This window comes from Paraburkholderia sp. SIMBA_054 (genome assembly GCF_046534875.1).
In the GTDB taxonomy this organism is placed as follows: domain Bacteria; phylum Pseudomonadota; class Gammaproteobacteria; order Burkholderiales; family Burkholderiaceae; genus Paraburkholderia; species Paraburkholderia hospita.
Genome location: NZ_JAWRXV010000022.1, coordinates 45,442 through 71,959, shown reverse-complemented (window position 1 = coordinate 71,959; position 26,518 = coordinate 45,442). Strand labels below are relative to the sequence as shown.

Below are 26,518 nucleotides of genomic sequence, written 5' to 3'. Positions count from 1 at the left end.
GATCAAGCCGCTGCCGAGCGCGCGTCGGCGCGCGCCTCTTCGAGCCGGTTGCCGCCCAGCGATTTCGCGCGATACAACGCCTCGTCGGCGGCGGCGAGCAGATCGCCCAGGGTGGTGCCATCGCTGCCGGCTTGCGCCGCGCCGATGCTGACGGTGGCCTGGATGCCCGCGCCGCTGGCATTGAGCGTGATGGTCTCGCCGAACGATTCGACAAGCGCTTCGCCCGCCGCTTTCGCATGGGACAAATCGTGACCGGGCAACAGGGCCGCGAACTCCTCGCCGCCGATGCGCGCCAGCAGCACGTCGGCGCCCAGCACGCTGCGGGCAATGTCGGCGAACGATGTCAGCACGCGGTCGCCCGTCTCGTGGCCGTAGCGATCGTTGATCTTCTTGAAGTGGTCGAGGTCGATGGCGAGCAGCGAAACGGGCCGCGTCGCGCCGCCGTCACGGATCATGCGCGCGCCCTGCTCGAAGAACCATCGACGATTGCCAAGGCCCGTCAAAAAATCCGTCTGCGATTGCTGCAGCAGTTGCCCGTGCGATTCGTCGCGCACCAACCGCAGCAAGGTCATGGGGAGAACGACGGAATACAGCACGCCCTCATACATCGTGATCTTGCTCGCGGTCATCAGGAAGTCGAACCCGAACTTCGCGACGAGCCAGGGCAGGATCAACGCCCTGAATGCGTACAAGACGGCATGCGCGCCCGACACCAGCATCGCGATCTGCTGCCCCTGCAGGCGCTTCCTGCCGTCGCCGCGCGCCAGTTCGAACGCCGTCATGCCGGAGGCAACCGAGATCGGAATCGCGCTCGGATACATCCACATCACGTCCTGCCATTTCGCGCCGGCAATGACCCACGCAAGCGCAAGCAGCACGAGCACGGCGAGCGAAAGGCGCACATGCTTGCGGCCGTTCAGCGCGGCCACGCCATGCAGAACCAGTAGATAACCACTGACAATGACGAGATTGCTCAGCGCGGAGCCGAGCGCGCCGGGAAGCTCGCGACGCCAGGAAGCCGCCGCGCAGCCGATGGCCAGCGTGGCGAAACCCGCTGCCAATATTCCCAGTTCCCTGCTGCGCTTCGGGTGAACGCGTCGCTCCCAGAGCGTCATCAACGCACTGGCGAGGAGAGTCCCGATTAGAAGGAGATAAAGCGTATTAAGATCGACATGCATCGCTGACGTAAGGGCACTACGCCGGTACATGGCGGCGGCAGTGGCATTTTACGCTGAAAATAAGGCTACATCATGATCGTCAGGCATCGCTTCATTACCGTTGTCAACGTGGGCATGCGCCATGCTGTGTGATGCATACCGTCCGGCAACGAACGCCATCGGGCGTCCGCGATTTATGTCACCCTATGACCGATCCGATCGATCCCGAGCGCAACGCCACGCAGTCCGCAGCCGACGCGGCCTCTGATCCTGATCCTGATCGCGATCCCGCCGATGCGTCCGGCATCGACGATGCGGCCAGCCCGGCAACGCGACGCCGCGCGCCCCGGCCTCGCCGCATCCCGACCAGGCGCGCCGCGCCCGCGCCGGACGCATTCACACCCACCGCCTACGCGCCCGACCCCGACAAGGCAAAGACACCGTTCGATGCCCGCATCCAGCAGTGGTTCGACACGCGCGATTGGCAGCCCTTCGCTTTCCAGCGCGACGTGTGGCATGCCATCGCAGACGGCGCCAGCGGACTGCTGCACGCGACGACGGGCGCGGGCAAGACATGGGCGGTCTGGTTCGGCGCGATGGCCGCATTCGGCGATCACACGCCGCACGCGCTCGCGGACCCGCTAACGGTGCTGTGGATCACGCCGATGCGCGCACTCGCCGCCGACACCGCCCGCGCCTTGCAAAGCGCAGCGCGCGAACTCGGCGTGCCGTGGACGATCGGCTTGCGCACGGGCGACACCAGTTCGACGGAGCGCGCCCGCCAGAGCCGGCGCATGCCGAGCGCGCTCGTCACGACGCCCGAAAGCCTGTCGCTGATGCTCACGCGCAGCGATGCCCGCGAAGCACTGAAGCATGTGCGCCTCGTCGTCGTTGACGAATGGCACGAACTGCTCGGCAACAAGCGCGGCACGCAGATGCAACTTGCGATCGCGCATCTGGCGCGCTGGCGCGCGGATCTTCAGGTATGGGGACTATCGGCGACGCTCGGCAATCTTCCGTTCGCCGCCGACGTGCTGCTCGCGCCCGTTCGCACGCCTCGGGTGTCGATGAGCGGCATGCAGCCGAAGACGCTCATCATCGACACGCTGATTCCCGCGACGATCGAACGCTTTCCGTGGGGCGGCCATCTAGGCACGCGTCAGGTCGGACCCGTCGCCGAGGGCATCGACGAAGCGCGCACCTCGCTCGTGTTCACGAATACGCGCTCGCAGACCGAGATCTGGTATCAGGCGCTGCTCGAATTGCGCCCGGACTGGGCCGGGTTGATTGCGCTCCATCACGGCTCGCTTGCGCAGGAAGTACGCGAATGGGTCGAGGATGGCCTGAAGACGGGCAAGCTGAAGGCTGTCGTCTGCACATCGAGCCTCGATCTCGGCGTCGACTTTCTGCCCGTCGAGCGCGTGTTTCAGATCGGCTCGCCGAAAGGCGTCGCGCGACTGATGCAACGCGCGGGACGCTCAGGGCATGCGCCGGGCCGCGCGTCGCGCATCACGATCGTGCCGACGCACGCGCTCGAACTCGTCGAAGCCGCGGCGGCGCGGCGTGCCGCCGAAGCGCGGCGCATCGAAGGCCGTGATACGCCGCGCAAGCCGTTCGACGTGCTGGTCCAGCATCTCGTCACGGTCGCGATCGGCGGCGGCTTCAAGGCGCCCGAACTGTTCGACGAGGTTCGCACGACGTTCGCGTATCGCGAGTTGACTCAACAGGAATTCGACTGGGCGCTTGCGTTCGTGGAGCGCGGCGGACCGTCACTGCGCGCGTATCCGGACTTTCACCGCGTCGTGCGTGACGATGACGGCGTGTATCGCGTGCTGCGCGACGATCTGATCCGCCGACACCGCAGCAACGTCGGCACGATCGTCGCCAACGCGACGCTGCACGTCGCGTGGCTCACGGGCGGACGGATCGGATCGATGGAGGAATCGTTCATCTCGCGCCTGAAGCCCGGCGACGTGTTCACGTTCGGCGGCCGCACGCTCGAACTGGTGCGCGTGCGCGAGATGACGGCCTATGTGCGGCGCGCGACTTCATCACGAGGCGCGATGCCGCAGTGGGCAGGCAGCAAAATGCCGCTCTCGTCCGAGCTGGCGGACGCGACGCTCGCGATGCTCGCCGAAGCCGATCGCGGCGTGTACGTCGAGCCGGAGATGATCGCGATCCGGCCGTTGCTGGAGTTGCAGACGAACTGGTCGGCATTGCCGGAAACGGGACTGCTGGTCGCCGAAATACTGCGGACGCGCGAAGGCCATCACTTCTTCTGTTATCCGTTTGCGGGGCGCGTCGCGCATATCGGCCTTGCGTCGCTGCTCGGCTGGCGCGCGGCGCGCGACCGGCCGGGCACGTTCTCGATTTCCGCCAACGACTACGGCTTCGAACTGTTGTCGTCGCAACCGTTCGACTGGGCGACGCTGATTGCCGAAGGTCTGTTTTCTTCCACGCGCCTTGCCGACGACATCATGGACAGCCTCAACGCCTCCGAACTCGCAATGCGCCGCTTCCGCGAAATCGCGCGCGTCGCGGGTCTCGTCTATCAGGCGCATCCGGGACAGCAGAAAAGCGCGCGGCAATTGCAGGCGTCGAGCGGCCTGTTTTACGAGGTATTTCGAAAGCACGACAACGACAATCTGCTGCTGACGCAGGCCGACGCCGAAGTGAAGTTGCAGGAACTCGATCTCGACCGCATCCGGCGCGCGCTCGACGCGATGCGCGCGAGCCGCCTTGCGCTGACGCAGCCGAAGAAGCCCACGCCGTTCGCGTTTCCGCTGATAGTCGGGCGTATCCGCGAAAAGGTCAGCACCGAAAAGCTCGCGGACCGCATCGAGAGGATGCTGGCCGAACTCGACAAGGCAGCGCGCTGATGACGTTCGAAACCGTGACCGTCGATGTGGGTGGTTATCCGCTGCAATTGTCCGCGCAGCGCGCCGCTTTCGATCCGCAACTGAAGAGCCTGTTTATCGCCGATGCGCACTTCGGCAAGGATGCCGTGTTTCGCGCGCATGGCGTACCCGTGCCGGCCGGCGCGACGGCCGACGATCTCGCGCGGCTCGATGCGCTGATCGCTGCGCACGCGCCCGAGTCGATTGTGTTTCTCGGCGATCTGCTGCATGGGCGCGAATCGCTCGGCAGCGCGACGATGCAGGCGCTCGGTGAATGGCGCGCGCGGCATGCGTCGGTGCGCATGGTGATGGTCGAAGGGAATCACGATCGGAGTGCCGGACTGCTGCCGCCGTCGCTCGGTGTCGAGACGGTGCTAGAACCGTGGCGGCATGGGCCGTGGGCGTTGTGTCATTACCCGCAGGTGATCGACGGCGCGTACGTGCTCGCGGGTCACGAGCATCCCGTCTATGTGATCGCGAGCCGCGCGGATTCCGTGCGCGTGCCCTGCTTCCGCTTTGCCGCGCGATGCGGTGTGCTGCCGGCGTTCGGCGCGTTCACGGGCGGTTTCGTCGTCAACCAGTCCGCCGACGATGCGGCGATCTATGCGGTCGCGCAGAACCGAGTGATTGCAGTGCGCGAGCGTCGATAGAAGCGTCGCGTATTGGCAAGGCTCCGACCGCTTCGTATCGCGCGACATGCATGCGCGTGCTGACGGCTTCACTCGCCGCTCCGAGCCAGACTGTGCGGACGTTCAATGTCCGGATCGTCACGGGAGGTCGTTTCATCATGCCCAAAGTCAACGGCGGTTCGCCGTCCCATATCGCCGCAACGTCCACTGCCGGCCCGAGCCAGCCGACGCCGTCAACGGCAGGTGTCAAGCGTCGTGCCTCCAGCCCGTTGCCCGGCATGCCGCCGTCCGCGAGGCAGAAGAAGACCGCGTCGACGAACGACGCGCCCGCCGACTGGCATACGGAAGCGACCCGGTTCGGCATCTCCGGAAACGGCATTGCAAAGGCGTCGGGCGGCAAAGGCAAGTCACTCGCAACGCACGGCGAGGCAACGCTGCACGACCCGTCGGCCTCACCCATCGGCGCGCTTGGCGCAGCAAAGCCGGGTGATCTGATCAAGAAAACAGACGCGCCGAATGCCGGCGATCACTCTCCGTCGATCTCATCCGTCAATCGCACGCAATCTGACGAGGCGAAAGTGCTCGGCCGTGGCGCCACGGCGGTTGCCGGCGCGTTCAACGTCCGTGAAACCGACGTGCCGACTTTGCAGTTCAGCAACGACAAATTCCAGATCGACAAGGACAACCATAACAAGCCGAGAGACTCCGCCGCGCACAGCGCATTCACGTCGTTGCGCGAGATGCATGGCGTCGGCGAGAAAAGCGCGCACGCAAACATGGACTCGCTGCTCGATGCAACGGCGCGCGCCTACTCTCCGTACAACGCACACGGCGAGCCGGCAAAAGGCGGCGTAGCGCTACCGAAGACCAACGTTCACTCGGAAAGCGCGCGCGGAGCGACCTTGCACAAGTCGTCCCAAGGCGTCGATCCGATGGTCGGCCAACAGATGATGAACATGTGGTATCGCCAGAACATGGACGGAAAGCCGATGCTCGACGAACTCATCAGAAACCGTCAAACGAACGCCGCGAACAACACCACCGACGATCCGATGGACACGACGTCATGAGCACACGCCGTCACGCATGCCCGCGAAACGTCGCGCAGATCCTGAACGCATCCTCCGATAGCGGGATCTCTTTCGCGCGGCAATAGCGCGTGGTCAGCTTCAACAGTTCCTTGATGTCCCGTCCGCTCGATTGTGGCCACGCGTTGGTGAGCGCTTCGATCAGTTCACCGCCGAGGTCCGCGCCCAGTTGCGCGGCCAGCAGCGTCCACAAGCGGACCGCGTCGGTTCTTGGCGGCGTCGCGTAGTGAATCTTCGCGATGCAGCGCGACAGGATGGCGTCGTCGACATCGTCGATCCGGTTGGTCGTCATGAACAGCAAGCCGTTGAAATACTCGAGCGTGCGCAGGAACTCCGCGACGATCGCATTGTGTTCGAGATCGTTGTCGCGACGTCGGATGTAGACGTCGGCTTCGTCGAGCAGCAGGATCGCGTCCCAGCGTGTCGCGCGCTGCAGGATGCCCGACAGCGCCGCGCCCACTGACGCCGCAGTCGTCCCAAGCTGCCCCGAATGCACGCGATACAACGGCTTGCCGACCACTTCCGAATAGACCTCCGCGGTCAGCGTCTTGCCCAAGCCAGGCGCGCCCTGACAAAGAATCGTCGTGCCGCCCGATTTGCCCGGCACGAAGTCCTGCACGAACACATTCGTCTTCGACGTCAGAATGTCGATCAGATCGCGGTGATTGGACGGCAGGACCAGCTTGTCGCGCAGTTCCGGCTGATAGCGGTATACCGCCATATGCTGGACATGCACCCAGATATCGCGGTGCCATTCCATGTGAAACAGGCACACGTAGCAATGTAGCGGCACCTTGTCGAAGCCGCTGTCGATGTTCGCGTCGCGCCAGAACTCGGCGTCGGCTGTCATCAGGAAGCGGCGCTCCAGCGTCTCTTCGTCGTTCACGCACTTTGCGCTCACGCCTTCGGGAATGCGGATCAACTCGGCGCCGGCTTTTTCATCGATCGTATACGCAGCCTTCGACACCACGAACTGCGCACCGAAACGCGGCTGAAATTCGAGGAAACGCTGCGCGTGCCGTTCGTATTCGAGCTTGAATTCGGCGCATTCCTTGTAGAAGCCGAATTCGGCGAGCAGTTCGGGAATCGTGCGGTTCACGATGTCGTGCCGGTTGATCACCAGCGACGTCGTCATGCCGGCGTGCCGCATGTGATGCTCGGTGCGCTCGGAGTTCGCGGACTGCATCGTATTCGCCAGCATGTCGACGACGACGTACGGCATGCCCTGTTCGGGCTCGACCACGCGCATGCGGCGCACTAGCCACGGCAGCAACGTGCCGTCCTTCGCGCGGCTGTAGAGCCAGCCGTCGATCGCGTCGCGCGACAGATACGCAACCAGGCCCGGCACGAGCTGATCGAGGCCCGGAATGATGCGCGCTTGCGGCGCGTTGTAGATGTTGTCGAGCGCGAGCATCTGGAACATCAGCGCGCGTTCGTTATTCGCCTTGCTCAGCGAATACAGCGTATTCAGCGATCTCGAATCGAACAGCGCGCTCGATACGACCATGCTGCCGTGACATGCGCCGTGCTGATTGAGCTGTCTTGCGAGCGGCGATTCCGATTCGATCATCGCAAGCAGCGGATGCACCAGTGATTCCGGTATTTCAAAGTCCATAGACGCACTCGTATCTGAGGGTGGCGGCGACGCGGGTGACGGCAGCGCGCCAGCTAACTGAGAAAGAACTCGATCGCCATGCTTGTGATGGCAGGCTGGATCGCATGCAGTCCGTTGAATTCGATGTATTGCACGTCATAGCCCGCGGCTTTCAGCTTGGCTGCGTTCGCGCGGCCGCTGGTCTCGATGGGCAGTTGTTCGTCGGCCAGGCCGTGCGCGATGAAAACCTTGGGTGCGCCTTCCTGTGTGAAGACCGACATGAAGCCGCCAGAGAACGCAATCACGTGACTTGCGATATCGCCGTTCGTGATGCCGATCGACAGTGCGTAGCTTGCGCCGTCCGAGAAGCCGGCGAAGGCGAGGCGGTTATGGTCGATCTGGTAGCGGGACGTCACTTCGACCAGCGCGCGTTCGAGCCGCTCCAGGTCCGGGCCGCTGCCGCCGATCACGATGTCCCAGGTTGCGTACATCGAATGCGGCGCAAGGACGAGAAACTTGTCGCGCTCGGCGTGCTCTTCGATGAAAGGTAGAACCTTGTCCGGAAAGCCGCCTGCGCCATGGAACATCACGAATAGCGGTATGGGCTCGCGCGTGTCGAGGTCGGACGGGACGAACAGGATGGCGTCGCGGTCACCGGCGATGCCGAGCCGGTTGCGGCCCGGCGGTAATGGTGCTTTGGCCGCGTCGGCGGGAATGAAGGACAGGCGGCCAAGCAGCGACGGATCGAACATGGTGGAACCTGTATTGAGCGCGTGGCGCGCACGGATGAGTATTCCTGCCAGTTGCGGCTATGAGCCGGGTAGGCGGTTAAGGCGCTGGTGATGATGCGAGCGGCAGCGACTGTTGTGTGTTGATATGTAATATATCATGAAGCGTGGGTGTGGGGATGGAGTTTGGGAACCACGCTGGTGGTGACGGACAAACGAAACCTGACCCGGAACAAACAAATCTGACGTGACGAATTTAGACAAATAAGGCTGATCCATGGGCATAGCATTATGCTAGCGGACACTTACAAATGGTTCTGACCTAGACGCAACTCCTTGTTTTAAATTGGCCTTGTCAACCATCGCTGCACCGACGATTGCAAAGGTCGAGCGTTGAAAAATCTACCGCACCCGAACGGTCGAAGCGATGTTTTCAGCCGATCACCGTCGCTTCGGCTCCGCAGGCATCGCGGAACAAAGCAATCTGATCCCGATGGGTACACAAACAAACAATTCTGTTCCCGATGTCCGCAAGCCCGATTGAGTGCCGCAATCAGTGAGGCGGCCATCCATGCGAGCGAAATCCACGCACTGAGAGTTCCTCTTCCGGTTGGAAGGGAACGAATGCAGCTGACGGCAAGCTTGATGTCCGATACTTTGCATCCCAGTAACGCAGCAATCGATGAGAGTGTGTCGAGGGACGGGTTCCGTCCGAGTTCTATTAGGGAGATATATTGACTCGAGAGCCCCGATGCGATCGTGTGCATATATGCGGCGGCATTTGATCGGCATTCGCGGAACCATCGACTTTGGAGAAAGGCGTGATTCGAGGCGCGTCGGAGAAATGGGACTCGTCAGCGCTCCGCGAAGACAGTCGAGCGTGATTTATCACCACATGGCCAGGAAAGTATGCAGGAGCACCCGACGCAGAATTGCCACAGGCGTTTCTCTCATGCTTCGGCCCGATCCGGCAGCACTTCGCGTTGCCCAGACATCAGATAAACGCGGCACGTCATCGCGCCACAATAAAAGAACGCCTCGCCACATGGCATGACTGGGCTGTCTCAACCGTAGCCGAATGAGTTATCTGATAAGGATAACTGCTCTTTAGACAAACACGTAGCCTACGCTCGTCAACTTGACAGTGCCGTCCCAAGCTATTTTCAGTTCGCCGTCGATGCGGACCAACCCGCTGTTGCCCGCTCGTCGCGAATGGCCGGTGTGGCCGAACTGAGACGGTCGTGACAGGCAGAAAGTGTTTAATCGGGCAGTGGCAATTACCCGGGAGTAACATCATCCCGGGAGGCAACACGAGAAACTATGAGTGGATCACCATGCGAAAACTCACCCCCGCCGGCCAGCAATTGATCGAAGAAGTAGCGCAGCGACATGGGTTCAGCACGGATGCCGTGATGAGCATGCTGGAGTCTGTAATTCGCGGTAACGGCAGCATGGCCCAGTTCGATCACGCCGAATTTGGTGGCTCCGGCCAGTGGATGCAGGGGGGAATGACCATGGTCTCCGACATGTTCAACCACTACCTGAAGGGCCGGGTCGACGGGCTCTGTTCTGAGCTTTCCCGCCTGGTGGCAAACCAGCCCGACCTGATTCGCAGCGGCAGCTTCCAGTCGCAGAACCAGGGTACCCACCAGCAGGGCAACCACGGCGGCGGCCAGCAACAACAGCAGAGCGCTGGCTACGGTGGCAGCAACCAGCAGCAGACTGCAGCCGGACCAGTCGGACCGGTGAGTCTGTTCGTTCCGCCTGCGCCCGGCACCTCGGGCGACTGGTGGCCCGCCGATCTGGGGCGGCCCAACACAACCGGGGCGCAGAACGACGTCCGCTATGCCTACTTCGCACCGCCCCGGCGCCTGGCGATCGAAGTGAACGGCAAGGTGACGGTCTACGATACGCTCGATCACCAGATCAGCGGCTTCTCGCAGCAGCAGTCCCGCGGCGCGTCCCTCACATTCGCGAGCCAGCACGGCCTGGTTGCTGTCGCCAGCCTGCCGGTTGTTTCGTTGGGCGAGGTTCCGCAGCCGGTGTCGCCGTTGATGCAGGAGGAGCCCGTCAGCACTCAGTCGGTCGCCCGCGAGGCAGACGTGTTCGCCACCATAGAGAAGCTCGCCGCACTGCACGCGAAGGGGATTCTCAGCGATGAGGAGTTCGCCGCCAAGAAGGCGGAGCTACTGAGCCGTTTGTGAGCGTCCCGTCATCGCGCAGCGCAACGGGGCACGATTTCGATAGGTAGCGAATGGCGGCTGACCTGTGATGGGCGCGAGTTTTTGACGTCTGCAGCCCCGAATGCCTTTGAAGACGCCTGAAGCGCGACTTGTACGCTGGAAACATCCATGGGCTTTCGTGGAGACAACCCGAGTGCCAGCCACGGTACAGTGGCCACCAAAGGCAACAGCAGTTGGCCGAAGCGCGCCCCAACGTCCAGCCAGCTGGTTTCATACTGCCGCATGTGGGGGATTCCTGGCCTGAGGGGGGAACATGGACCGGTCAAGGCATGCGCTGCTTGAATATCACGAACGCAGCAAGCACCGCGTCAACTTCTACGCGCCGGGTCCCGGGACGCTCGACTGGACAACCCAGCCGGATCCGTTCCGGGTGTTTCACGGCACACCGCGCGTAGGTCTGCCGTTAGCCGCGGACACACTGGCTACACGCTACAACGCGTTGCGCTGTGGCGCCCTGCCGCCCGCGCGCGCATTCGATCTAACCAGTCTGGCAATCCTGTTCGAACTCTCGCTCGGCCTGTCGGCGTGGAAATCCTATGGCGCCCAGCGGTGGGCACTGCGCTGCAACCCTTCGAGCGGAAACCTGCATCCGACCGAGAGCTATCTTCTGTGTCCGGCTCTGCCCGGCTTGTCCGCCGGGGTCTACCACTACCTGAGCCGGGACCATGCGCTTGAACATCGCGCCGCAGTGGACGATCTGCGATGGACTGAGGCGTTTTCGGACAGCGGTGTCCTGGTCGGCATAAGCTCGATCCACTGGCGCGAAGCGTGGAAATACGGTATGCGTGCCTGGCGCTACTGCCAGCACGATTGCGGCCACGTCATCGCTGCGCTGAGTTACGCAGCGACTGCGCTCGGCTGGCAGACGCGGCTGGTGGAGGCGGCTACCGATGATGAACTGGCCGACTTGCTCGGATCGGACCGCAGCGAAGAGTTCGTGGACGCCGAAGCAGAGGCGCCGGATGTGTTGCTCTGGATCGGCAATCCTGAATGGCGGCCTGATCTTGAGCGCATGCTGACCGCTATGGATAAGGCACAGTGGTACGGACGCGCGAATCAGCTGAGCTCGGGACACGTAAAGTGGCCGGATATCGATTCGATCCATCGCGCCACGCACAAGGCCCGGACTCCCGAACCGACTTCGCCGAATCCGGAACTACGTCCGTCGCCCGCGACGCCCGCCCTTGATCTCCGCTTTGCCCAGATCGCCCGGCAGCGTCGCAGCGCGGTGAATTTCGATGGTACGACGCGTATCGCCAGCGCAGCTTTTTTCAGCATGCTGGGGTGCCTGTTGCCACGTCGCGACACGCCACCGTGGAATGCGCTGATATCTCCTGCGGCAGTGCACGCGGCGCTATTTGTACACCGCGTCGACGGCCTGGAGCCGGGTCTGTATATGCTCGTGAGAAATCCCGGAGCGCTGTCGGCTCTCAGGCAGTCTCTGCGTCCAGAATGGCTGTGGAAGAAAACCGGGCCGGACTATCTGCCGCTCTATTTTCTACTGCCTTACGATTTGCGCGCCGTGGCAAAGTTGATCTGCTGCCACCAGGATATCGCCGCCGACGCCTGCTTTGCGCTGGGAATGATCGCGAGATTCGAAATCGCCCTGAAGCAACCATGGCGTTACCGCCACCTCTTCTGGGAATGCGGCATTCTCGGCCAGGTTCTCTATCTCGAAGCCGAAGCCGCCGGAGTGCGTGCCACGGGGGTTGGTTGCTTTTTTGACGACGAAATGCACACACTGCTCGGAGTGAAGGATCACGTCTGGCAGAGCTTGTATCACTTCACAGTCGGTGGCGCGGTGGACGATCCACGCCTCTCTGCATTCCCGCCGTATGAGGTTCAGCCCTGAAGCGAGCGTCCCACGTTCCGCCCCTGGCGAGACGGCATTCCCCATGATCAACCGGCGACTGAATGTTTCTTACGCGATCCTCATCTTTTTTATTAACGCGAACCCGGTCCCGCAGTGACCGCCGCAGGTCGCCCTCAACGGCCGTTCGCTACCCCGCATATGAATCTGCAGATCGCACGGCTTGGCGGCCATCCATACGGTCCGTTCGGTTTAACGTTCTCGGCAATCGCAGGCGGCAGTATCACGATTGGTTCCTTCCATATTCGTCAGCATCCCCATACATCGGTTCCCCCGTCTCCGTACGGATTCACCGGCGACATAGAAAGGCGCGGATGCATTAGAAAATAGCTTGCCGTAGAGACTTGCGACTTTCCACGCGACCTATGCTTTGACAGTGTGACTTCGTCAGAACGATCGAGACATCCACACCATCGCCAAAGTTTGCTGACGGAGATGAAAAATGGCTATTGCGTCGGCGCGAAACTTGAAGATACGCGGAATCGTCGATACCCAGCTTTTTGGGCTTGAGGGCCACAGCGTTTTCCTTGACAGGGATAAATCCCGCGAAGGTTGCGGCCGACTTGCCATCTTGACGGGTGAACCTATCCAGCACGGGAGGAGATCGTGAAACGTGATATGAATCTGGCACATGCGATACTGATTGCTCTTGAGAAAGGCAAGTCCCCGCACCTCAGCGAATTCGACATTGAGAGCGCGCTCAAGAAAACGTTCGATGTTTCGAACCGAGGCGTGTGGTACCACCTGAACCTGCTGGCCGACGCAAACCTCGTGTGCTCGATGGGGACCGATTGGCGGCTAAGCTGGGATGGCCACGAGTATTTGAAGTCCGCGGGCCCGAGTGCCTTTGAGGACACTTAGAGGTCTGGCCTGCGCGCCAGGGAAATCTCGTCGGTTCTCGCAGAGACAATACGGATCTGAAGGCCAAAGATGACAATGCATCGGACTCGCCCGATGCGTGACTAACCAAAATCGAACGACGGCGACCCGGCCTTTCCATCAGGCCGGATAGACGTTCATGAATCACTGTACATCCTGCAGGAAAGGTATACAGTGGTCTTTGTTGCAGCGCGGCATTAACAATGCCGCGTCACTCCGACCTGCAGATCATTAGCGACACACTCGCCTCCGAAATCTCTTGGACGTACGTGCCGGGTCGATCAGGAGCATTCATTGAACACCACTGCTGTTGAGCAATCCGCTGACTTCGGCCTGCGTACTTTGCCGGGAATTTTCGGCTTGCAAAACGAAGCATTTGAGCGACTGCAAAAGCTGACTCATCTCAATCTCGCAGCACTAAAGGCGATGCTGGAAGAAGGACAAGCCGCGCTGTCGCCGCAGCAGTCAGGACTGCCGCCCGCCTTTGGTGCGGTCGCCTTGTCTCAGCGATTTGTCGAGCACACTTTGTCGTATTCCACGCATGTCCGTGAAATCGATTCACAGTTCATGGCCGCAGTGACACGCGCGGGCGAGGACCTGCGTAACCAGTACAACACCCTCTGGCCGCAGGTTGCAGCCAACTTTGGCCAGATCTCCCCTTTTGGCTCTGACGCGGCCACTACCGCGATGCAGTCTGCAATCGGCGGGATGATGCGAGCCCAGGGAATGATGCAGGAAACCATCAGCCAGGCGGCCGGCACCCGGACGCCGGGCACCCCGGTACCTGACATCGCGTAAGCAATAGCGTTGCGCGGCTCAAGCGCAACACCAAAACGACGTCCTGCACAAGCAGGTCGTTGGGCGGTCTCACCGCCTGATGAAGAAGCCGGCAAGACGCCGGCGTCTTTTTATTCGGTCACGATTTGGCTTGCTTTGCCACGACGGATGACACCGCTCGCGCTCGACGGACGCCAGGCACCAGACCGGACTTGCGATATGTCGTGTCGCATCGTCCCCGCTGTGGGGCGATGCCGACCGCCTGTTGGCGGAATCCGTTTTTATTACTATAGGAGTGCATAGTGATTGATGACCAGGTGAATGCGGAAGAACTGGCGGAAAGCAGAAGACTGAGAGAAGCCGCGGAGAATGCGACGGATGACGGCATGCGGGTGGGCCCGGAAGACAAAGAGCGAGACGCGGAAGGGAACCAATACGGATCGCAGAAGCAATGGGTTCGGCTCGCAAGGAAGCGGCTTTATGCGGTCTTCAATGCCAGTGATTCATAAAAAGACATTGCTCCGCTTAAAAATGGGCGGAGCTGGAACGATTGTGACAGACATGCATCTTGCGTGGTGCGCATCAGGTGTGAAGCCGATTCCGCGAAGCGCCCTTGCTATCCATCACGTGTACTGACGCAGGCACACCGAGAATTCTCTGAGCGGATTGATACCGCTATGCTCGGCGCGACGACACCATTCCTGTAGCTGTGATCGCAATTGCTCGCGCGACCTGTTCGACCGCTCCCAGATTGCCAACAGGCCATCGTGCAGGTCCAGGTAGATACGCAGCGTCTGGCTACCGTCGTACATCTCAGCCAATCGCTGCTGACGTCGATGGCTGTGTGCGCCGGCGCAGGCGCCGCCAAACCATTTTTTTACTCCCCGTTTGAGCAGAAAGCGTTCACATAGACCAATGTGTCTCATATGATCGAGTTCCTGCCGGTACGCGCGTTCGACCGTCCGGGCATAGCGCGCCATCACCTCATAGCGGTTGCGGAGGATGGCTTGAACCGTATCGTCATCGAGCACCGTCTTGCTCTTGACCAGGTGCGGCGTCGGCGCGACTTTCTTCACCTTTGCCATTCCCAGCGAAGAAAGGATGCAGATGTACATCCATCCAATATCGAATTCGAACCATTTATTCGAGAACCTGGCAGACGTTGCATAGGTGTGGTGGTTGTTGTGAAATTCCTCGCCGCCTATCAGGATGCCCAATGGAACTACGTTCGTACTCGCATCGGGCGAAGCGAAGTTGCGGTAGCCCAGAAAATGTCCAACGCCGTTTACCACACCGCCTGCCCAGAACGGGATCCAGATCATCTGGACGGCCCAGACCGAGACACCGACGAAGCCGAACAACGCTACGTCGATCACCATGAGCAAACTGATGCCGAGATTCGGATACTTCGAATAGACGTTGCGCTCCATCCAGTCGTTCGGCGTGCCGTGGCCGAATTTCCGTAGCGTTTCTTCGTTCTTCGCTTCGGCGCGGTACAGTTCTGCGCCGCCCAGCAATACCGTCCAAATGCCACGGACTTGAGGGCTGTGTGGATCCTCATCGGTCTCGCACCTCGCGTGGTGCTTGCGGTGGACGGCAGCCCACGTTCCCGTCACCATGCCCGTTGTCATCCACAACCAGAAACGGAAGAAATGGCTGGCAACCGGATGCAACTCAAGCGCCCGGTGTGCCTGGCAACGGTGCAGATAGACCGTCACGCTGACGATCGTGACGTGCGTCAGCAGCAGAGTCGTGAGCAGGATTTGCCACCACAGCAGCGAAAGCAGGCCGTGTGAGAAAAACGTCAATGAGGAAGTAAGCAAATGGACCTTCTGTTTGAAGCAACATTGACAGCGGACACCCGCTCCCGCGGATTGAACTGTCCGGGAACGCAATGGCTCTACAACGACATCTATGGAGAATGTGCGCGCACCTGTGCCGGACGTCGGTACGGTGCCGTACCTGCCTGTGAGCGCCGCAGCCCGCGACGAGACGGATGCCGTACGGGATGACGGGTGTGCTTTCGCCAGCATCAACTCCTTGAGGAGAATGTTGCACGCGCGGCTTCGCCGCTGCATCTAAACTCACGACTGGGTGTTGAATGGAGATCCGCTAAAGAGCCGCCGCTTTACGTAGCCGGCTCACGCGAGTTGACCTCGACATCGACTGCCAAACGCAGTGAAATGGACAACCTGTGTACGCCCGCATCGAGCGGTACACGCACGCCTTCAGCACCGCAATCGACGCTCCTGCCGTCAAGAACGGCATGCATCGTGCGGGCCTCTGAGGTGGACTCCACGCGGATCTCATAGCGCGTCGAGCGTATGTTGACCGTTGCTTCAAAGCCCGGCCACGCGTCGGGAATACACGGGTCAACCACCAGAAAATCCCCTTCCCTGCGAATCCCCAGAATGCCTTCGACGCCCGCCCGGTACATCCATCCCGCCGACCCCGTATACCAGGTCCAACCGCCGCGCCCAACATGAGGCGCCACGGAATAGACATCGGCCGCGACGACGTAGGGCTCGACCTTGTAGCGCTCAACCTCGGTTGGCGTGCGCGCATGATTGACGGGATTCAAAAGCGAAAACAGCTCTGTGGCCCTGTTACCGTCGCCCAGTTTCACAAATGCGAGAATTGCCCACATGGCGGCATGACTATATTGGCCGCCGTTCTCGCGCAGCCCCGGCGGATAGCCCCTGATATAACCCGGGTCCTGCGACGTTTTATCGAATGGTGGCGTGAACAGCAACGCGATTCCGTCCTCGGGCCGGATAAGATGTTTCTCCAGCGAAGCCATCGCCTGTGCGGCGCGTATCGGATCCGCCGCCTCTGACAAGACAGCCCACGACTGGGTAATCGAATCGATCCTGCACTCTACGTCGCTATTCGAGCCGAGCCAGCTGCCGTCGTCGAACGTCGCACGACGGTACCACTCGCCGTCCCAGGCCTCACGCTCAAGCGCATCGCGCACCGACGTCGCATGGCCGCGCCAGCGCGCGACACGCTGCGCATCGCGCGATTCGGCCAACGGTGCGAACAGCTCGATCGTGCGCAGGAACAGCCAGCCGAGCCACACACTCTCTCCCTTGCCGTTTGCGCCGACGCGGTTCATCCCGTCATTCCAGTCCCCCGTGCCGATTAGCGGTAAGCCATGTTCCCCCGTCAATTCGATGCACTGATCGAGACCGCGCGCACAATGCTCAAACAGCGATGCGGATTTTTCCGCGATCATGGGCTGGAAGAATGCATCGTGTTCGTCGGGTTGCAGCAGCGGCCCGTCGAGGAACGGCACGATCTCGTCGAGAACCGCGTCATCGCTCGTGCAGCCGATGTACGTCGCGACCGCGTATGCGAGCCACACGCGATCATCGGAGACCCGGGTGCGTACTCCCTGCCCGGAATGCGGCAGCCACCAATGCTGGACATCTCCCTCGCCGAATTGCCGCGACGCGGCGCGCAGCAGGTGCCGCCGCGTTTCGTCGGGCCGCACGTGCGTCAGCGCCATCGTGTCCTGCAACTGATCACGGAACCCGTAAGCGCCGCTCGCCTGATAGAAGGCCGCGCGTGCCTCGACACGGCATGCAAGCGTCTGGTACAACAGCCAACCGTTCAGCATCAGATCCATGGCCCGGTCGGGCGTCTTCACCTGAACGGCGCCGAGCACGCTGCGCCAGTGGTGTGTCACCTCGGCGAGTACGGCATCGAGATTCGCACTGCGATAGCGTTCGATCAGTGCCCGTGCATCATCGACGGATGCGCATTGGCCGACGAATGCAACCATCTCGATGACCTCGCCCGCGTCCAGATCGACGAAAGTCTGCAAAGCCGCGCACGGATCGAGCCCCGCGCCCATCGCGCCGGATAACGGGACATGGCCGGTCAGCGCTGCGGGCGCGGCGGCTTCGCCGTTACGCCCGAGGAATTCGGTGCGATCAGCTGTCCACGCTGTTTGCCGGCCGCCGAGGTCGGCGAACGCGACGCGCGTGCCGAACGCGATATTCCATGGATTGCGGGCGAGTATCGCGCCCGTAACCGGGTCGATCTCCGTCACGATGAACGGCGCCGACGCGCCTCGCGACGTGCCGAGCACCCATTCGGTCCACGCCGTCACGGAGAGCCGGCGTGCGACGCCCGACAGATTGCGCAACGTCAGACGGGAAATCTTCAGCGGGTCGGCAAGCGGTACGTACTGCAGCAGCTCGAGTGCGATACCGTTCGCGCTGTGTTCGAAACGGCTGTAGCCGTGGCCATGACGCGCGACGTATATTCCGCCGTCGCGGATCGGCAGCGCGGTGGGCGTCCAGATATCGCCCGTCGCTTCATCCCGCACGTAAAGGGCTTCAGTGGCGGGGTCTTCGACGGGATCGTTCGACCATAATGTGAGCTGGTTCTCACGACTGCTTTCAGCCCACGTATAGCCGCTGCCTTCCGCCGCGACCTGAAAGCCGAAACGGGGATTGGCAATCACGTTGATCCACGGCGCAGGCGTGGCGGCGCCCGCCCCCAGCACGATCACGTATTCAGAACCGTTTTTATCGAAGCCGCCCAGGCCGTTGAAAAATTCCAGTCCGGCTGTCACTGAAGGCGGCACGTCAGACTGATCCGGAGGCGCTGGCCACAGCGACAGAAGCGACGGCTTCCTCCGGCGCGGTGACGACGGCTGCCCTACCGTTTTCAACAGCGTCCCGAGCTGGGCGGCAATCGACCCTCGACGCGCGATCAACGCTACGCGCGCGACCGATTGCAGGAGCGTCCTCGACTCCACGCTCATCAGATCCGCACGCAACGTATAGATCGCCCCCTGCGCGAGCTCATCGTCGAAACGCGGACGTGACTGGCTGCTTCGCACGGCCGTTTCGATCGCCTCCTGCAATGCCTGAATGTATGACGAGGCCCGCTCGTTGACGATCACAAGGTCGACGGCCAGCCGTTTCATCCGCCAGTATTCATGCGCCTTCAACAACTGCCGGACCTGCGCGATATCTTCGAGGTCGCCGATACGGAGCAGCACGATCGGCAAGTCGCCCGAAATCCCCAGCGGCCACAAGCCCGCCTGCGTGCCGCCTCCGCGAACGATTGCATCCGGCTGTGCCCTGAAGCGCGCGTCGGCATAGACAATCGGCGCGGCGAGCCGCTGGAAGTCCGCCGCCTGCTCCGCCTCGATGCCCAGATAACGCAATTGAACCTGAGCCTGTGTCCACGCGAGCGTCTTGGCACGGTCGAATGCATTGCGGTCGTGGTGCTGATCGATGAGATCGAGCAACTGCGCGCGTGAGGTGGCCACCATCGTCCAGAACGTGACACGCGCAATCTTGCCCGGCGGCACCAGCAGACGATACCGAAGCGCAAAGACAGGATCGAGCACCGTTCCCGTCGTATTGGAGAGCGCCTGATCGTCAACTATCGAGGTAGCCGTGCGCGTATTGCGCCCCCTGCCCAGAAAGCGCATGCGATCCGTTTCGTATTGCGGTTCGGCGACTATCTCACCCTCGACAACAGCAAAATGAGCGGCCCAGATCTGCGGATCGTCATGCGAACGCGGACGACGCATCGCCACCAGCGCCCCGAATTCGGCAAGATGCTCGGTCTGCACGAACATGCGCGAAAAAGCAGGATGCGCGATATCGGCGGCCTGCGCGCCCAATGCGAGTTCGGCATACGAAGTCAGCTCGATATCCCGAATGCTGCGCCCGCTGTTTGCGAGCGAGACACGACGGACTTCGCCGTCCGCCTCACCCGACACGAGGACATCCATGCTGGTCGTGAGAGATCCGTCGTCACGGGTAAACTCAGCGTGATCTTCACCGAACACGACGCCGCTCGTTTCGGGTTCGCCAGCGAGCGGCCGTGCACTGGCGGACCACACCCGTCCACTGGACATGTCGCGCAGGAAAATGAACGTCCCCCAGTTGTCACGCGTCGCGTCTTCGCGCCAGCGCGTGATAGCCACGTCACGCCAGCGGCTGTAGCCGGCGCCTGTCGCCGTCAGCATCACTGCGTACCTTCCATTCGACAGCAGATGCGTAATGGGTGCTCCGCCGACGGACGCGGGCTCCATGACGCGACGTACCGTCGACGGCGCGGTCCCTGCTTCGGCGGCCGACGTGCTCACCTCTTCGGCACGCGGATGCGCCACCGCGACGTTGCGCGGCATGCGCTCCTGCAATAGCAGTTCGCTCGCCTGGATCATCGGTTCACGATGAAAGCGTGTACGCATCACCCCATCGAGCAAGGTGTTTGCAATTGCAACGATCGTCATGCCCTGGTGATGAGCCATGAAGCCGCGGACAAGCGCGAAGCTCTGCCCTTCGGCCAGACGCGCGCGGGTGAAATCGAGCGCTTCGTAGTACCCGTAGCGGCCCAGTGCGCCCAGCGCGGCGAGTCGCACGTAGTTTTCGCGGGCGGCCTGCGGCGCAACCATCGTCGCCAGTCCCGTTGCGTACGGTGCGATTACCCGGTTTTCGGACAGTCCGCGTTTGAGGCCGAGGCCAGGCACGCCAAAGCTCGAGTACTGGTAAGTGAATTCGATGTCGCGAGCTTCGTAAGCAGATTCCGAGACGCCCCATGGAATGCCAAGCGATCGTCCATACGATCTCTGCCGCTCCACCACCAGCCGGTTCGTCTGTTCCAGCAGACTGCCGACGGGTTCGCGCGCCACCAGCGACGGCATCAGGTACTCGAACATCGACCCCGACCATGAAATCAGCGCGGATGCATTGCCGATTGGTGTGGCCGAACGCCCGAGGCGGAACCAGTGACGCGTGGTCACATCGCCCTTCGCGATTGCAAACAGACTGGCAAGCCTAGCTTCGGACGCGAGCAGATCGTAGCAATTCGCGTCGAGGCTGTTATCCGACTGCGAGTAACCAATCGACAACAGCTTACGTTCCGGATCGAGCAGAAATGTGAAGTCCATACCGAGCGCAAGTGCACGCGAGGCGTCGGCTAGCGAGGTCAACCGTGCTTGCAGAAGATATGGCACAGTGGCGAGTTGCCGCACGTCGCGGCTGTGTTCGAAAATGCTTCGCCGCAAGGCTTCGACCCAGAACGTCAGGTCTGCACTACTATCGTCGCCATCGGCGGGCACGATGGCGCGCGTCGCCTCCGCCGCCTTTTTCGCCAGCCGCGCCAGCGACCCCGAAAGCGCGCGGTACGTCTGCGGACCGCGCAGTTGTGCATGGATTTCTTCGAGGGTCGCGGCAAGCTGTCTGCCACGCTCTCCGTTGGCAGCAGGCAGCGCGGCCACAGCCTCGAGCGCCAGTTGCAGGTTATCGAGTATCCCGGATCGGACAGAGGGCGCGAGCGCTGTTTGCACCCATTCTTCGCACGCGTTGGCGAGTACGATCAAATGCCCGGCGAGATTGCCGCTATCGACCGACGAAACGTACGCAGGGGCCAACGCCCGCAGGTCCTGTGTGCCATACCAGTTATAGAAATGGCCCTTGAAGCGCGGGAGCTTTTCAAGCGAAGCAAATGCGGCCTCGAGTCGCTCGACGGTTTCGATCGTCCCCGCCCAGCCGAAATCGCGCGCGGCGACTGCCGACAGCAAATACAACCCTAGATTGGTTGGCGAAGTGCGGTGCGCGACGACGGGCTTCGGATCTTCCTGGAAATTGTCCGGCGGCAGCATGTTTTCTGCCGGCGTGACAAAGGTCTCGAAGAAACGCCACGTGCGGCGCGCGATCAGGCGCAAATCGCGCGCGTCTGAGTCTGACATCGCGAGACGCTGCCCGACCGTCGGCGAGCGGCTTGCCCACATCGCAAGCGCTGGCGCGGCCAGCCATAACAACGTGAACGGCAAAACGAGCGGCCACCGCGACGGCGCGCATGCAAGCGTGCCGATAGACAGCGCCAGCCCAAGCGCGGTGCCGCCAGCCATCTGCCGATAAAAGCCGTGCAGATCAAGACGAGGGCTGCCCTTGGACTGCGCCGCCGTCGTCCATTCGAGTAACCGTCGATGCGTGACGTACAGCCGCACAAGCGTCCGGACGATCGCATCGCCCATGCGCCACGCGTGGTCGACAAGGAACGCGACCGAAAGAAAGGTTTGCCATGTCGCGAGCCGCAGGTCGCCGCCCAGCACGTCGAGGTGATTACGCAGCCGGATACCGGTATGCCTCGGCACGATCGCCAATAGGGGCGGCAAGAAAGCGGGAATGGCGAGCGTGGCGAACATCAGCAACGCGCCCGCTATGCCGGCGCGAATCGGCATCAACCAGCACAGGCCGAGCGTGGCAACCATGAGCGGTGCCAGCAGCGAGCGCCGCAGATTGTCGAGCATCTTGAAGCGACCGACCACCGGCATGGCAAGGCGGTCATGGCCTCGATGCCCAACGATCCACGGCAGCAACTGCCAGTCGCCACGGGTCCACCGATGTTGACGTTTGGCCGTAACGTCATAACGCGACGGCACTTCCTCCACAACCTCGATATCCGATGCCAGCCCGGAGCGCGCGAAAACCCCCTCGAACAGATCGTGACTGAGCAGCGTATTTTCAGGCACGCGGCCATGCAATGCTGCTTCGAATGCATCCACGTCGTAGATGCCTTTCCCTGTAAAGGAACCCTCGCCGAACAGGTCCTGATAGACGTCGGAGACGGCTGCCGCATACGGGTCCATCCCGCCGGGACCGGAGAAGACACGCTGATACAGTGAACCTTCCTCGCCGACGGGCAGCGAAGGCGTGACGCGAGGCTGAAGAATCGCATAGCCGTTGACGACGCGTTGTTCGACGGCACTGAATGTTGGCCGGTTCAGCGGATGCGCCATCTTGCCTATCATCCGCAACGCGGCGTCTCGGGGCAGACGCGTGTCGGCATCGAGCGTGATGACGTAGCGCACGTCGGATGGTACTTGCGGCGGGCGCCCGGCGATAGGGACGAAAGTTGTATCCGTCGCGCCACGCAACAACCGGTTGAGTTCGTGCAGCTTGCCGCGCTTGCGTTCCCAGCCCATCCATTTGTTCTCGCTCCTGTTGAATACGCGGCGGCGGTGCAGAAGCAGAAAACGGTTGCCACCTGGAGCTGGCTCATAACGGCGGTTCAGTGCTTCGATCGCGTCTGCAGCAACGGCGAGCAAATGCGCATCACCGTCTCGCACTTCCTGGTCGGCATCGATGCCGTCAACCAGTAGCGCGAATGACAAATCTCCACCGGCTCCCGCGAGGTGATGCACTTCGAGGCGTTCGATCTGCTCGCGCAGGTCGGCTTCATTGCTCAGGAGCGAGGGCACCGCGACCAACGTCCGCAGCCCCGACGGCACACCTGCGGTCAGTTCGAGTCCCGGTAACATGACCGCGCCGAAACTCCACGTCACCGCGCGGTTGACAAGCGCGGTTGCGATCTCGGTGAAGGGCAGGAATGCACACAGGGCAAACAACACGACTAGCCACGCGTCGAGATGGCGCGGCGACTGACTCCAAAGCACCCACGACGCCAGCGCGAGCAACGTCGCGGCCAACGTCAGGATCATGCCGACATAGCCACCCATGCCGAGGCCGACATTGAACCGGGTAATGCGCAGCCGGAGGGGCGCGTGGAATCCGATTGCCTGCTCCAACGTTCGCCGACCTTCCGCAATCAGGTGGTAGCCGGGGTCGCTGGCACGTCCTGTGTGCCCGGCATCGCCCGCCTCCGCCACCGCTGCTTGCGCCGAGTGAAGCGCGAGATCGACGATTTCGAGTTCGGTGGCGGCCGAGCCGCGCGCCAGTTGCTCGATCGCACTGCGGTACAGATTGCGCGTCGGGAAGTCCATCGCGCCGAAGGAACTTCCTGCGCGCAGTCGTGCATCGACGAGACTTACACTCTCGAACAGTTCTGTCCAGTCGATATCAGACATCAGGCGCATGCTGGTGATCACATTGCGCACGGTGACATTCGACGCACCCTGCCGCTGCTGTGCATGCTGCACGACTTCATCGACCGACACACCCTGAAGCCTGAGCCGCTCCTCCAGCCACCCAAGCGCGGGCATCGTGCGCGGATCCTGATCGCGCAACCGTTTGGCGAGCTGTGCGGCGAACAGCTCCGATAACATCCCCGAGGAGCGCGTAGAGATATCCGCTTCCAGCGCCGTGCGGGCATTTCCCGTTTGCAGCAGGCGGCTGGTGAGCGCATCGGCGTCATCGCGTGCGCGCCGACCTGCCGTAATCTGATCAGCGAGTCGCCGCAGGTTCTCGATCAGGACGACGCGCAGTGTGATCGCGACTGCCCACAGTTCCCCGATAGTTAGCGGCTGAACACGCTGGTATGCGTCGATGAAACGTCGCAGCACACGCGGGTCGAAGTGGCTGTCTGTATGCGCAACGAACGCCCATGCCAAACCGAATACGCGTGGATAGCCGGCGAACGGCCCCGCAGCCAGCTTAGGCAACTGACGATAGTAACCAGGCGGCAGGTCGTCGCGAATCTCACGGATCTGCTGCTCGACAACGTGATAGTTGTCGAGCAGCCATTCAGCAGCGGGCACCACGCTCCCGCCATGTTCCAACTCTGCGGCGCTCGCACGGTAGGCCGCGAGCAGGACGGCAGCGTTGTCGTTGAGGCGGGTGTGCAACGATCGCACGGCAGGTGGCCTGTTCGTCACCGACTGTGCGGCGGCGAGGCTCTGCGCATGCTGCTCGAGGCGTTCGACGCTGAACAGTTCGTCGCGCACGGGCGACGTGTCCGTCCACGGCGGCGAGCAGGATCGAAATCGTGCGACATACTGAAGGAACGTGTTCACGGGGGTACTTCCTGCAACATCGGTGAATGCGACGCACTGGGGGGATTCCCGTCGGCGCGATACCTTTGAAGGGCAAACCGCATACCACGGTGACGTGGTCACATGGCTCACCCAGTCGACACAAGGTCGCTTTTATCCGTTTCAACGGGATCAAGCCCGACGTGTGTCAACGGAAGTCGTGCTTCCTCGCGTGCATGCATACACACAAACGGCCCAACGGAGAGCCGGACGCGTCATTCATTTGCCGGACCCGTTTTGCGTCGGTTCGCAAGCCGCGACGGCAGTACATCAGGAATGTGTCAATACGCGCGGAAAGCTTCGATTTATTGATCTTCCCGTCATCGGTACTGACACCGCACGTCTGGCCGACGTACACGCCGAATAAACAGGCGTTCCTGTGTAGCTTCATGATCTCCTGCGCCGTACTCCCGACTACCTGTAACACGAACGGCTTGCGTCAGCCAGACAGTTTTGATATGCCTCATGGCAATCCTGGGTGCACCTTCTCTGTTGGTCGGCTACGTTATCAGTCCCGTTCCCTCGCCCCATGGGAGTGCATTGGCATCGCGCCAACGTTGAATTACAGATGCTGCTCTGAACGGATACACAGCGTTGATCAACACCCGCAAATACGTTCGAAGAATGCAACGCCAGGACAACGACCATTGAGCCAACGACCTGGATGCGCATACGTCGCTCCCCGCTCAGGATTAACCGATGCCTGACTCTCGAGCACTTCAGCCTGCGGATTGTTGCGCCGTCTCCGCAAGTTCGCGCAATCTGCAAAGGCCTTTGTCATCGCCTGCTGGACGAAAGCCAACTCTTCGGCAATCGAGACGCAAGACGCCTGTGGACACGGTGCGCGCGACTGAGCCCGACGTCGGTACGGTGCCGTACGGGCATGCACCTGCGTCGACGTGCGACGCATGAAGAAGCCGGTCATGAGGACCACGGCGTCACCCACATTGAACCGTGTCCGCCCCTTTTGCCCGAGAATCCCCAGAAACACGGCACGATGCAGCGTTTGACGCGCCCGAATATAATCTGAACGAGCGCGCCCGCGCCGCCGCAGGTTGCGGAGAGCGCGGCTGCGACACCGTCGCGGGGGTTTCCGCAGGAGGTCGAGGAGTGGTACATGGCAAACGTGGATCCTGCAAGGAAAAATCATCTGCTCGCCGTTCTGCAAGAAACGGAGTGGGCGCGGCTGTCATCTCATCTGGTGCGCGTCGATATGCCCTTGGGGCAGGTCGTATACGAATCCGGTGATCGCCTCGATCACGTCTATTTTCCGACGACTTCGATCATCTCATTGCTCTACGTAATGGAAGACGGCGCGTCTGCGGAAATTGCGATCGTCGGCAATGAGGGGCTCATTGGTATTGCGCTGTTCATGGGTGGCGAAACAACGCCAAGCCGGGCGATCGTGCAAAGCGCCGGCGAGGCGTACCGGCTTGATGCGCGGATTCTGAAAGAAGAGTTCCGCCGTGCCGGCCCGGTTCAGCGGCTGCTGCTGCGTTACACCCAGGCGCTCATCACCCAGATGGCACAGACAGCCGTGTGCAACCGCCATCATTCGATCGATCAGCAACTCTGTCGCTGGCTTCTGCTCAGCATAGATCGCCTGCCGTCCAACGAACTGAAGATGACCCAGGAACTGATCGCCAATATGCTGGGCGTGCGGCGTTCCGGTGTCACTGAAGCGGCGTTGAAACTGCAGGATGCGGGGCTGATCCGCTACAGCCACGGGCATATTGAAGTTCTGGATCGCCCCCGACTGGAAGCACGCGTATGTGAGTGCTACAGCGTGGTGAGACGCGAATTCGACCGCCTGTTACCCGATCTGAAAGCCATATAGAAATTACGCCGTGTCGGCCCGCAAAACGCTCCCTGGATCTCGATGATCACCGTGAGCCCCCGCGTATCTGCTGCG

At 61.7% G+C, this 26,518-nt stretch carries 15 protein-coding genes and 1 pseudogene; 9 read left to right on the top strand and 7 right to left on the bottom strand.

Features of this window, described 5'->3' with window-relative positions:
- Positions 1-2: 2 nt before the first annotated feature.
- Complete coding sequence (locus SB822_RS25745) at positions 3-1,178, bottom strand: diguanylate cyclase domain-containing protein (protein ID WP_410855923.1); 1,176 nt, start codon at positions 1,176-1,178, stop codon at positions 3-5.
- Between the two features lie 185 nt (positions 1,179-1,363).
- Here SB822_RS25745 and SB822_RS25740 point away from each other — a divergent pair, with 185 nt between their 5' ends.
- From SB822_RS25740 to SB822_RS25730, 3 genes are all read left to right on the top strand, one after another.
- Positions 1,364-4,036 carry a ligase-associated DNA damage response DEXH box helicase gene (locus tag SB822_RS25740; protein WP_410855922.1) on the top strand — a complete coding sequence of 891 codons (2,673 nt, stop codon included), beginning with the start codon at positions 1,364-1,366 and terminating at the stop codon, positions 4,034-4,036.
- Entirely contained in the window at positions 4,036-4,704 is a 669-nt protein-coding gene (gene pdeM, locus SB822_RS25735) for a ligase-associated DNA damage response endonuclease PdeM (protein WP_410855921.1), read from the top strand. The genes SB822_RS25740 and pdeM overlap by 1 nt, the downstream gene beginning before the upstream one ends.
- 137 nt (positions 4,705-4,841) lie before the next feature.
- Positions 4,842-5,753 carry a hypothetical protein gene (locus SB822_RS25730; protein ID WP_410855920.1) on the top strand — a complete coding sequence of 304 codons (912 nt, stop codon included), beginning with the start codon at positions 4,842-4,844 and terminating at the stop codon, positions 5,751-5,753.
- A gap of 10 nt (positions 5,754-5,763) precedes the next feature.
- Here SB822_RS25730 and SB822_RS25725 read toward each other — a convergent pair whose 3' ends face one another.
- The 3 genes from SB822_RS25725 to SB822_RS25715 all read right to left on the bottom strand — a co-directional run bounded on the left by SB822_RS25725 (position 5,764) and on the right by SB822_RS25715 (position 8,860).
- Positions 5,764-7,386 (bottom strand): AAA family ATPase, encoded by a 1,623-nt coding sequence (locus SB822_RS25725; protein WP_410855919.1) that lies wholly within the window; start codon positions 7,384-7,386, stop codon positions 5,764-5,766.
- Positions 7,387-7,439: 53 nt separating this feature from the next.
- Positions 7,440-8,117 carry an alpha/beta hydrolase gene (locus tag SB822_RS25720; RefSeq protein ID WP_410855918.1) on the bottom strand — a complete coding sequence of 226 codons (678 nt, stop codon included), beginning with the start codon at positions 8,115-8,117 and terminating at the stop codon, positions 7,440-7,442.
- Positions 8,118-8,434: 317 nt separating this feature from the next.
- The gene (locus tag SB822_RS25715) at positions 8,435-8,860 is read right to left on the bottom strand and encodes a helix-turn-helix domain-containing protein (RefSeq protein WP_410855917.1); all 426 of its coding nucleotides are present in this window, start codon (positions 8,858-8,860) and stop codon (positions 8,435-8,437) included.
- A gap of 567 nt (positions 8,861-9,427) precedes the next feature.
- Here SB822_RS25715 and SB822_RS25710 point away from each other — a divergent pair.
- From SB822_RS25710 to SB822_RS25690, 5 genes are all read left to right on the top strand, one after another.
- The gene (locus SB822_RS25710) at positions 9,428-10,297 is read left to right on the top strand and encodes an SHOCT domain-containing protein (RefSeq protein WP_086917154.1); all 870 of its coding nucleotides are present in this window, start codon (positions 9,428-9,430) and stop codon (positions 10,295-10,297) included.
- A gap of 292 nt (positions 10,298-10,589) precedes the next feature.
- Positions 10,590-12,188, top strand: coding sequence for a SagB/ThcOx family dehydrogenase (locus tag SB822_RS25705; RefSeq protein ID WP_410855916.1), 1,599 nt, complete (start codon positions 10,590-10,592; stop codon positions 12,186-12,188).
- Between the two features lie 624 nt (positions 12,189-12,812).
- Positions 12,813-13,067: a DUF2513 domain-containing protein gene (locus SB822_RS25700; protein ID WP_410855915.1), complete on the top strand. Its 255-nt coding sequence runs from the start codon at positions 12,813-12,815 to the stop codon at positions 13,065-13,067.
- Positions 13,068-13,379: 312 nt separating this feature from the next.
- Positions 13,380-13,883: a phasin family protein gene (locus SB822_RS25695; RefSeq protein ID WP_007584520.1), complete on the top strand. Its 504-nt coding sequence runs from the start codon at positions 13,380-13,382 to the stop codon at positions 13,881-13,883.
- 281 nt (positions 13,884-14,164) lie between these two features.
- Complete coding sequence (locus SB822_RS25690; protein WP_007584519.1) at positions 14,165-14,371, top strand: hypothetical protein; 207 nt, start codon at positions 14,165-14,167, stop codon at positions 14,369-14,371.
- Positions 14,372-14,485: 114 nt separating this feature from the next.
- Here the strand turns inward: SB822_RS25690 and SB822_RS25685 are convergent, their stop codons facing one another.
- The 3 genes and pseudogenes from SB822_RS25685 to SB822_RS25675 all read right to left on the bottom strand — a co-directional run bounded on the left by SB822_RS25685 (position 14,486) and on the right by SB822_RS25675 (position 24,588).
- Positions 14,486-14,788 (bottom strand): transposase, encoded by a 303-nt coding sequence (locus SB822_RS25685; RefSeq protein WP_407671917.1) that lies wholly within the window; start codon positions 14,786-14,788, stop codon positions 14,486-14,488.
- Positions 14,788-15,685, bottom strand: a pseudogene (locus tag SB822_RS25680) (acyl-CoA desaturase); the annotation flags it as partial. The gene SB822_RS25685 and the pseudogene SB822_RS25680, both read right to left, overlap by 1 nt.
- A 305-nt stretch (positions 15,686-15,990) precedes the next feature.
- Positions 15,991-24,588 carry a GH36-type glycosyl hydrolase domain-containing protein gene (locus tag SB822_RS25675; RefSeq protein WP_410855914.1) on the bottom strand — a complete coding sequence of 2,866 codons (8,598 nt, stop codon included), beginning with the start codon at positions 24,586-24,588 and terminating at the stop codon, positions 15,991-15,993.
- 1,135 nt (positions 24,589-25,723) lie between these two features.
- Between SB822_RS25675 and SB822_RS25670 the strand changes: the two genes are divergently transcribed.
- Positions 25,724-26,443, top strand: a complete 720-nt coding sequence (locus tag SB822_RS25670; protein WP_007738321.1) for a Crp/Fnr family transcriptional regulator — start codon at positions 25,724-25,726, stop codon at positions 26,441-26,443.
- Positions 26,444-26,518: the final 75 nt, after the last annotated feature.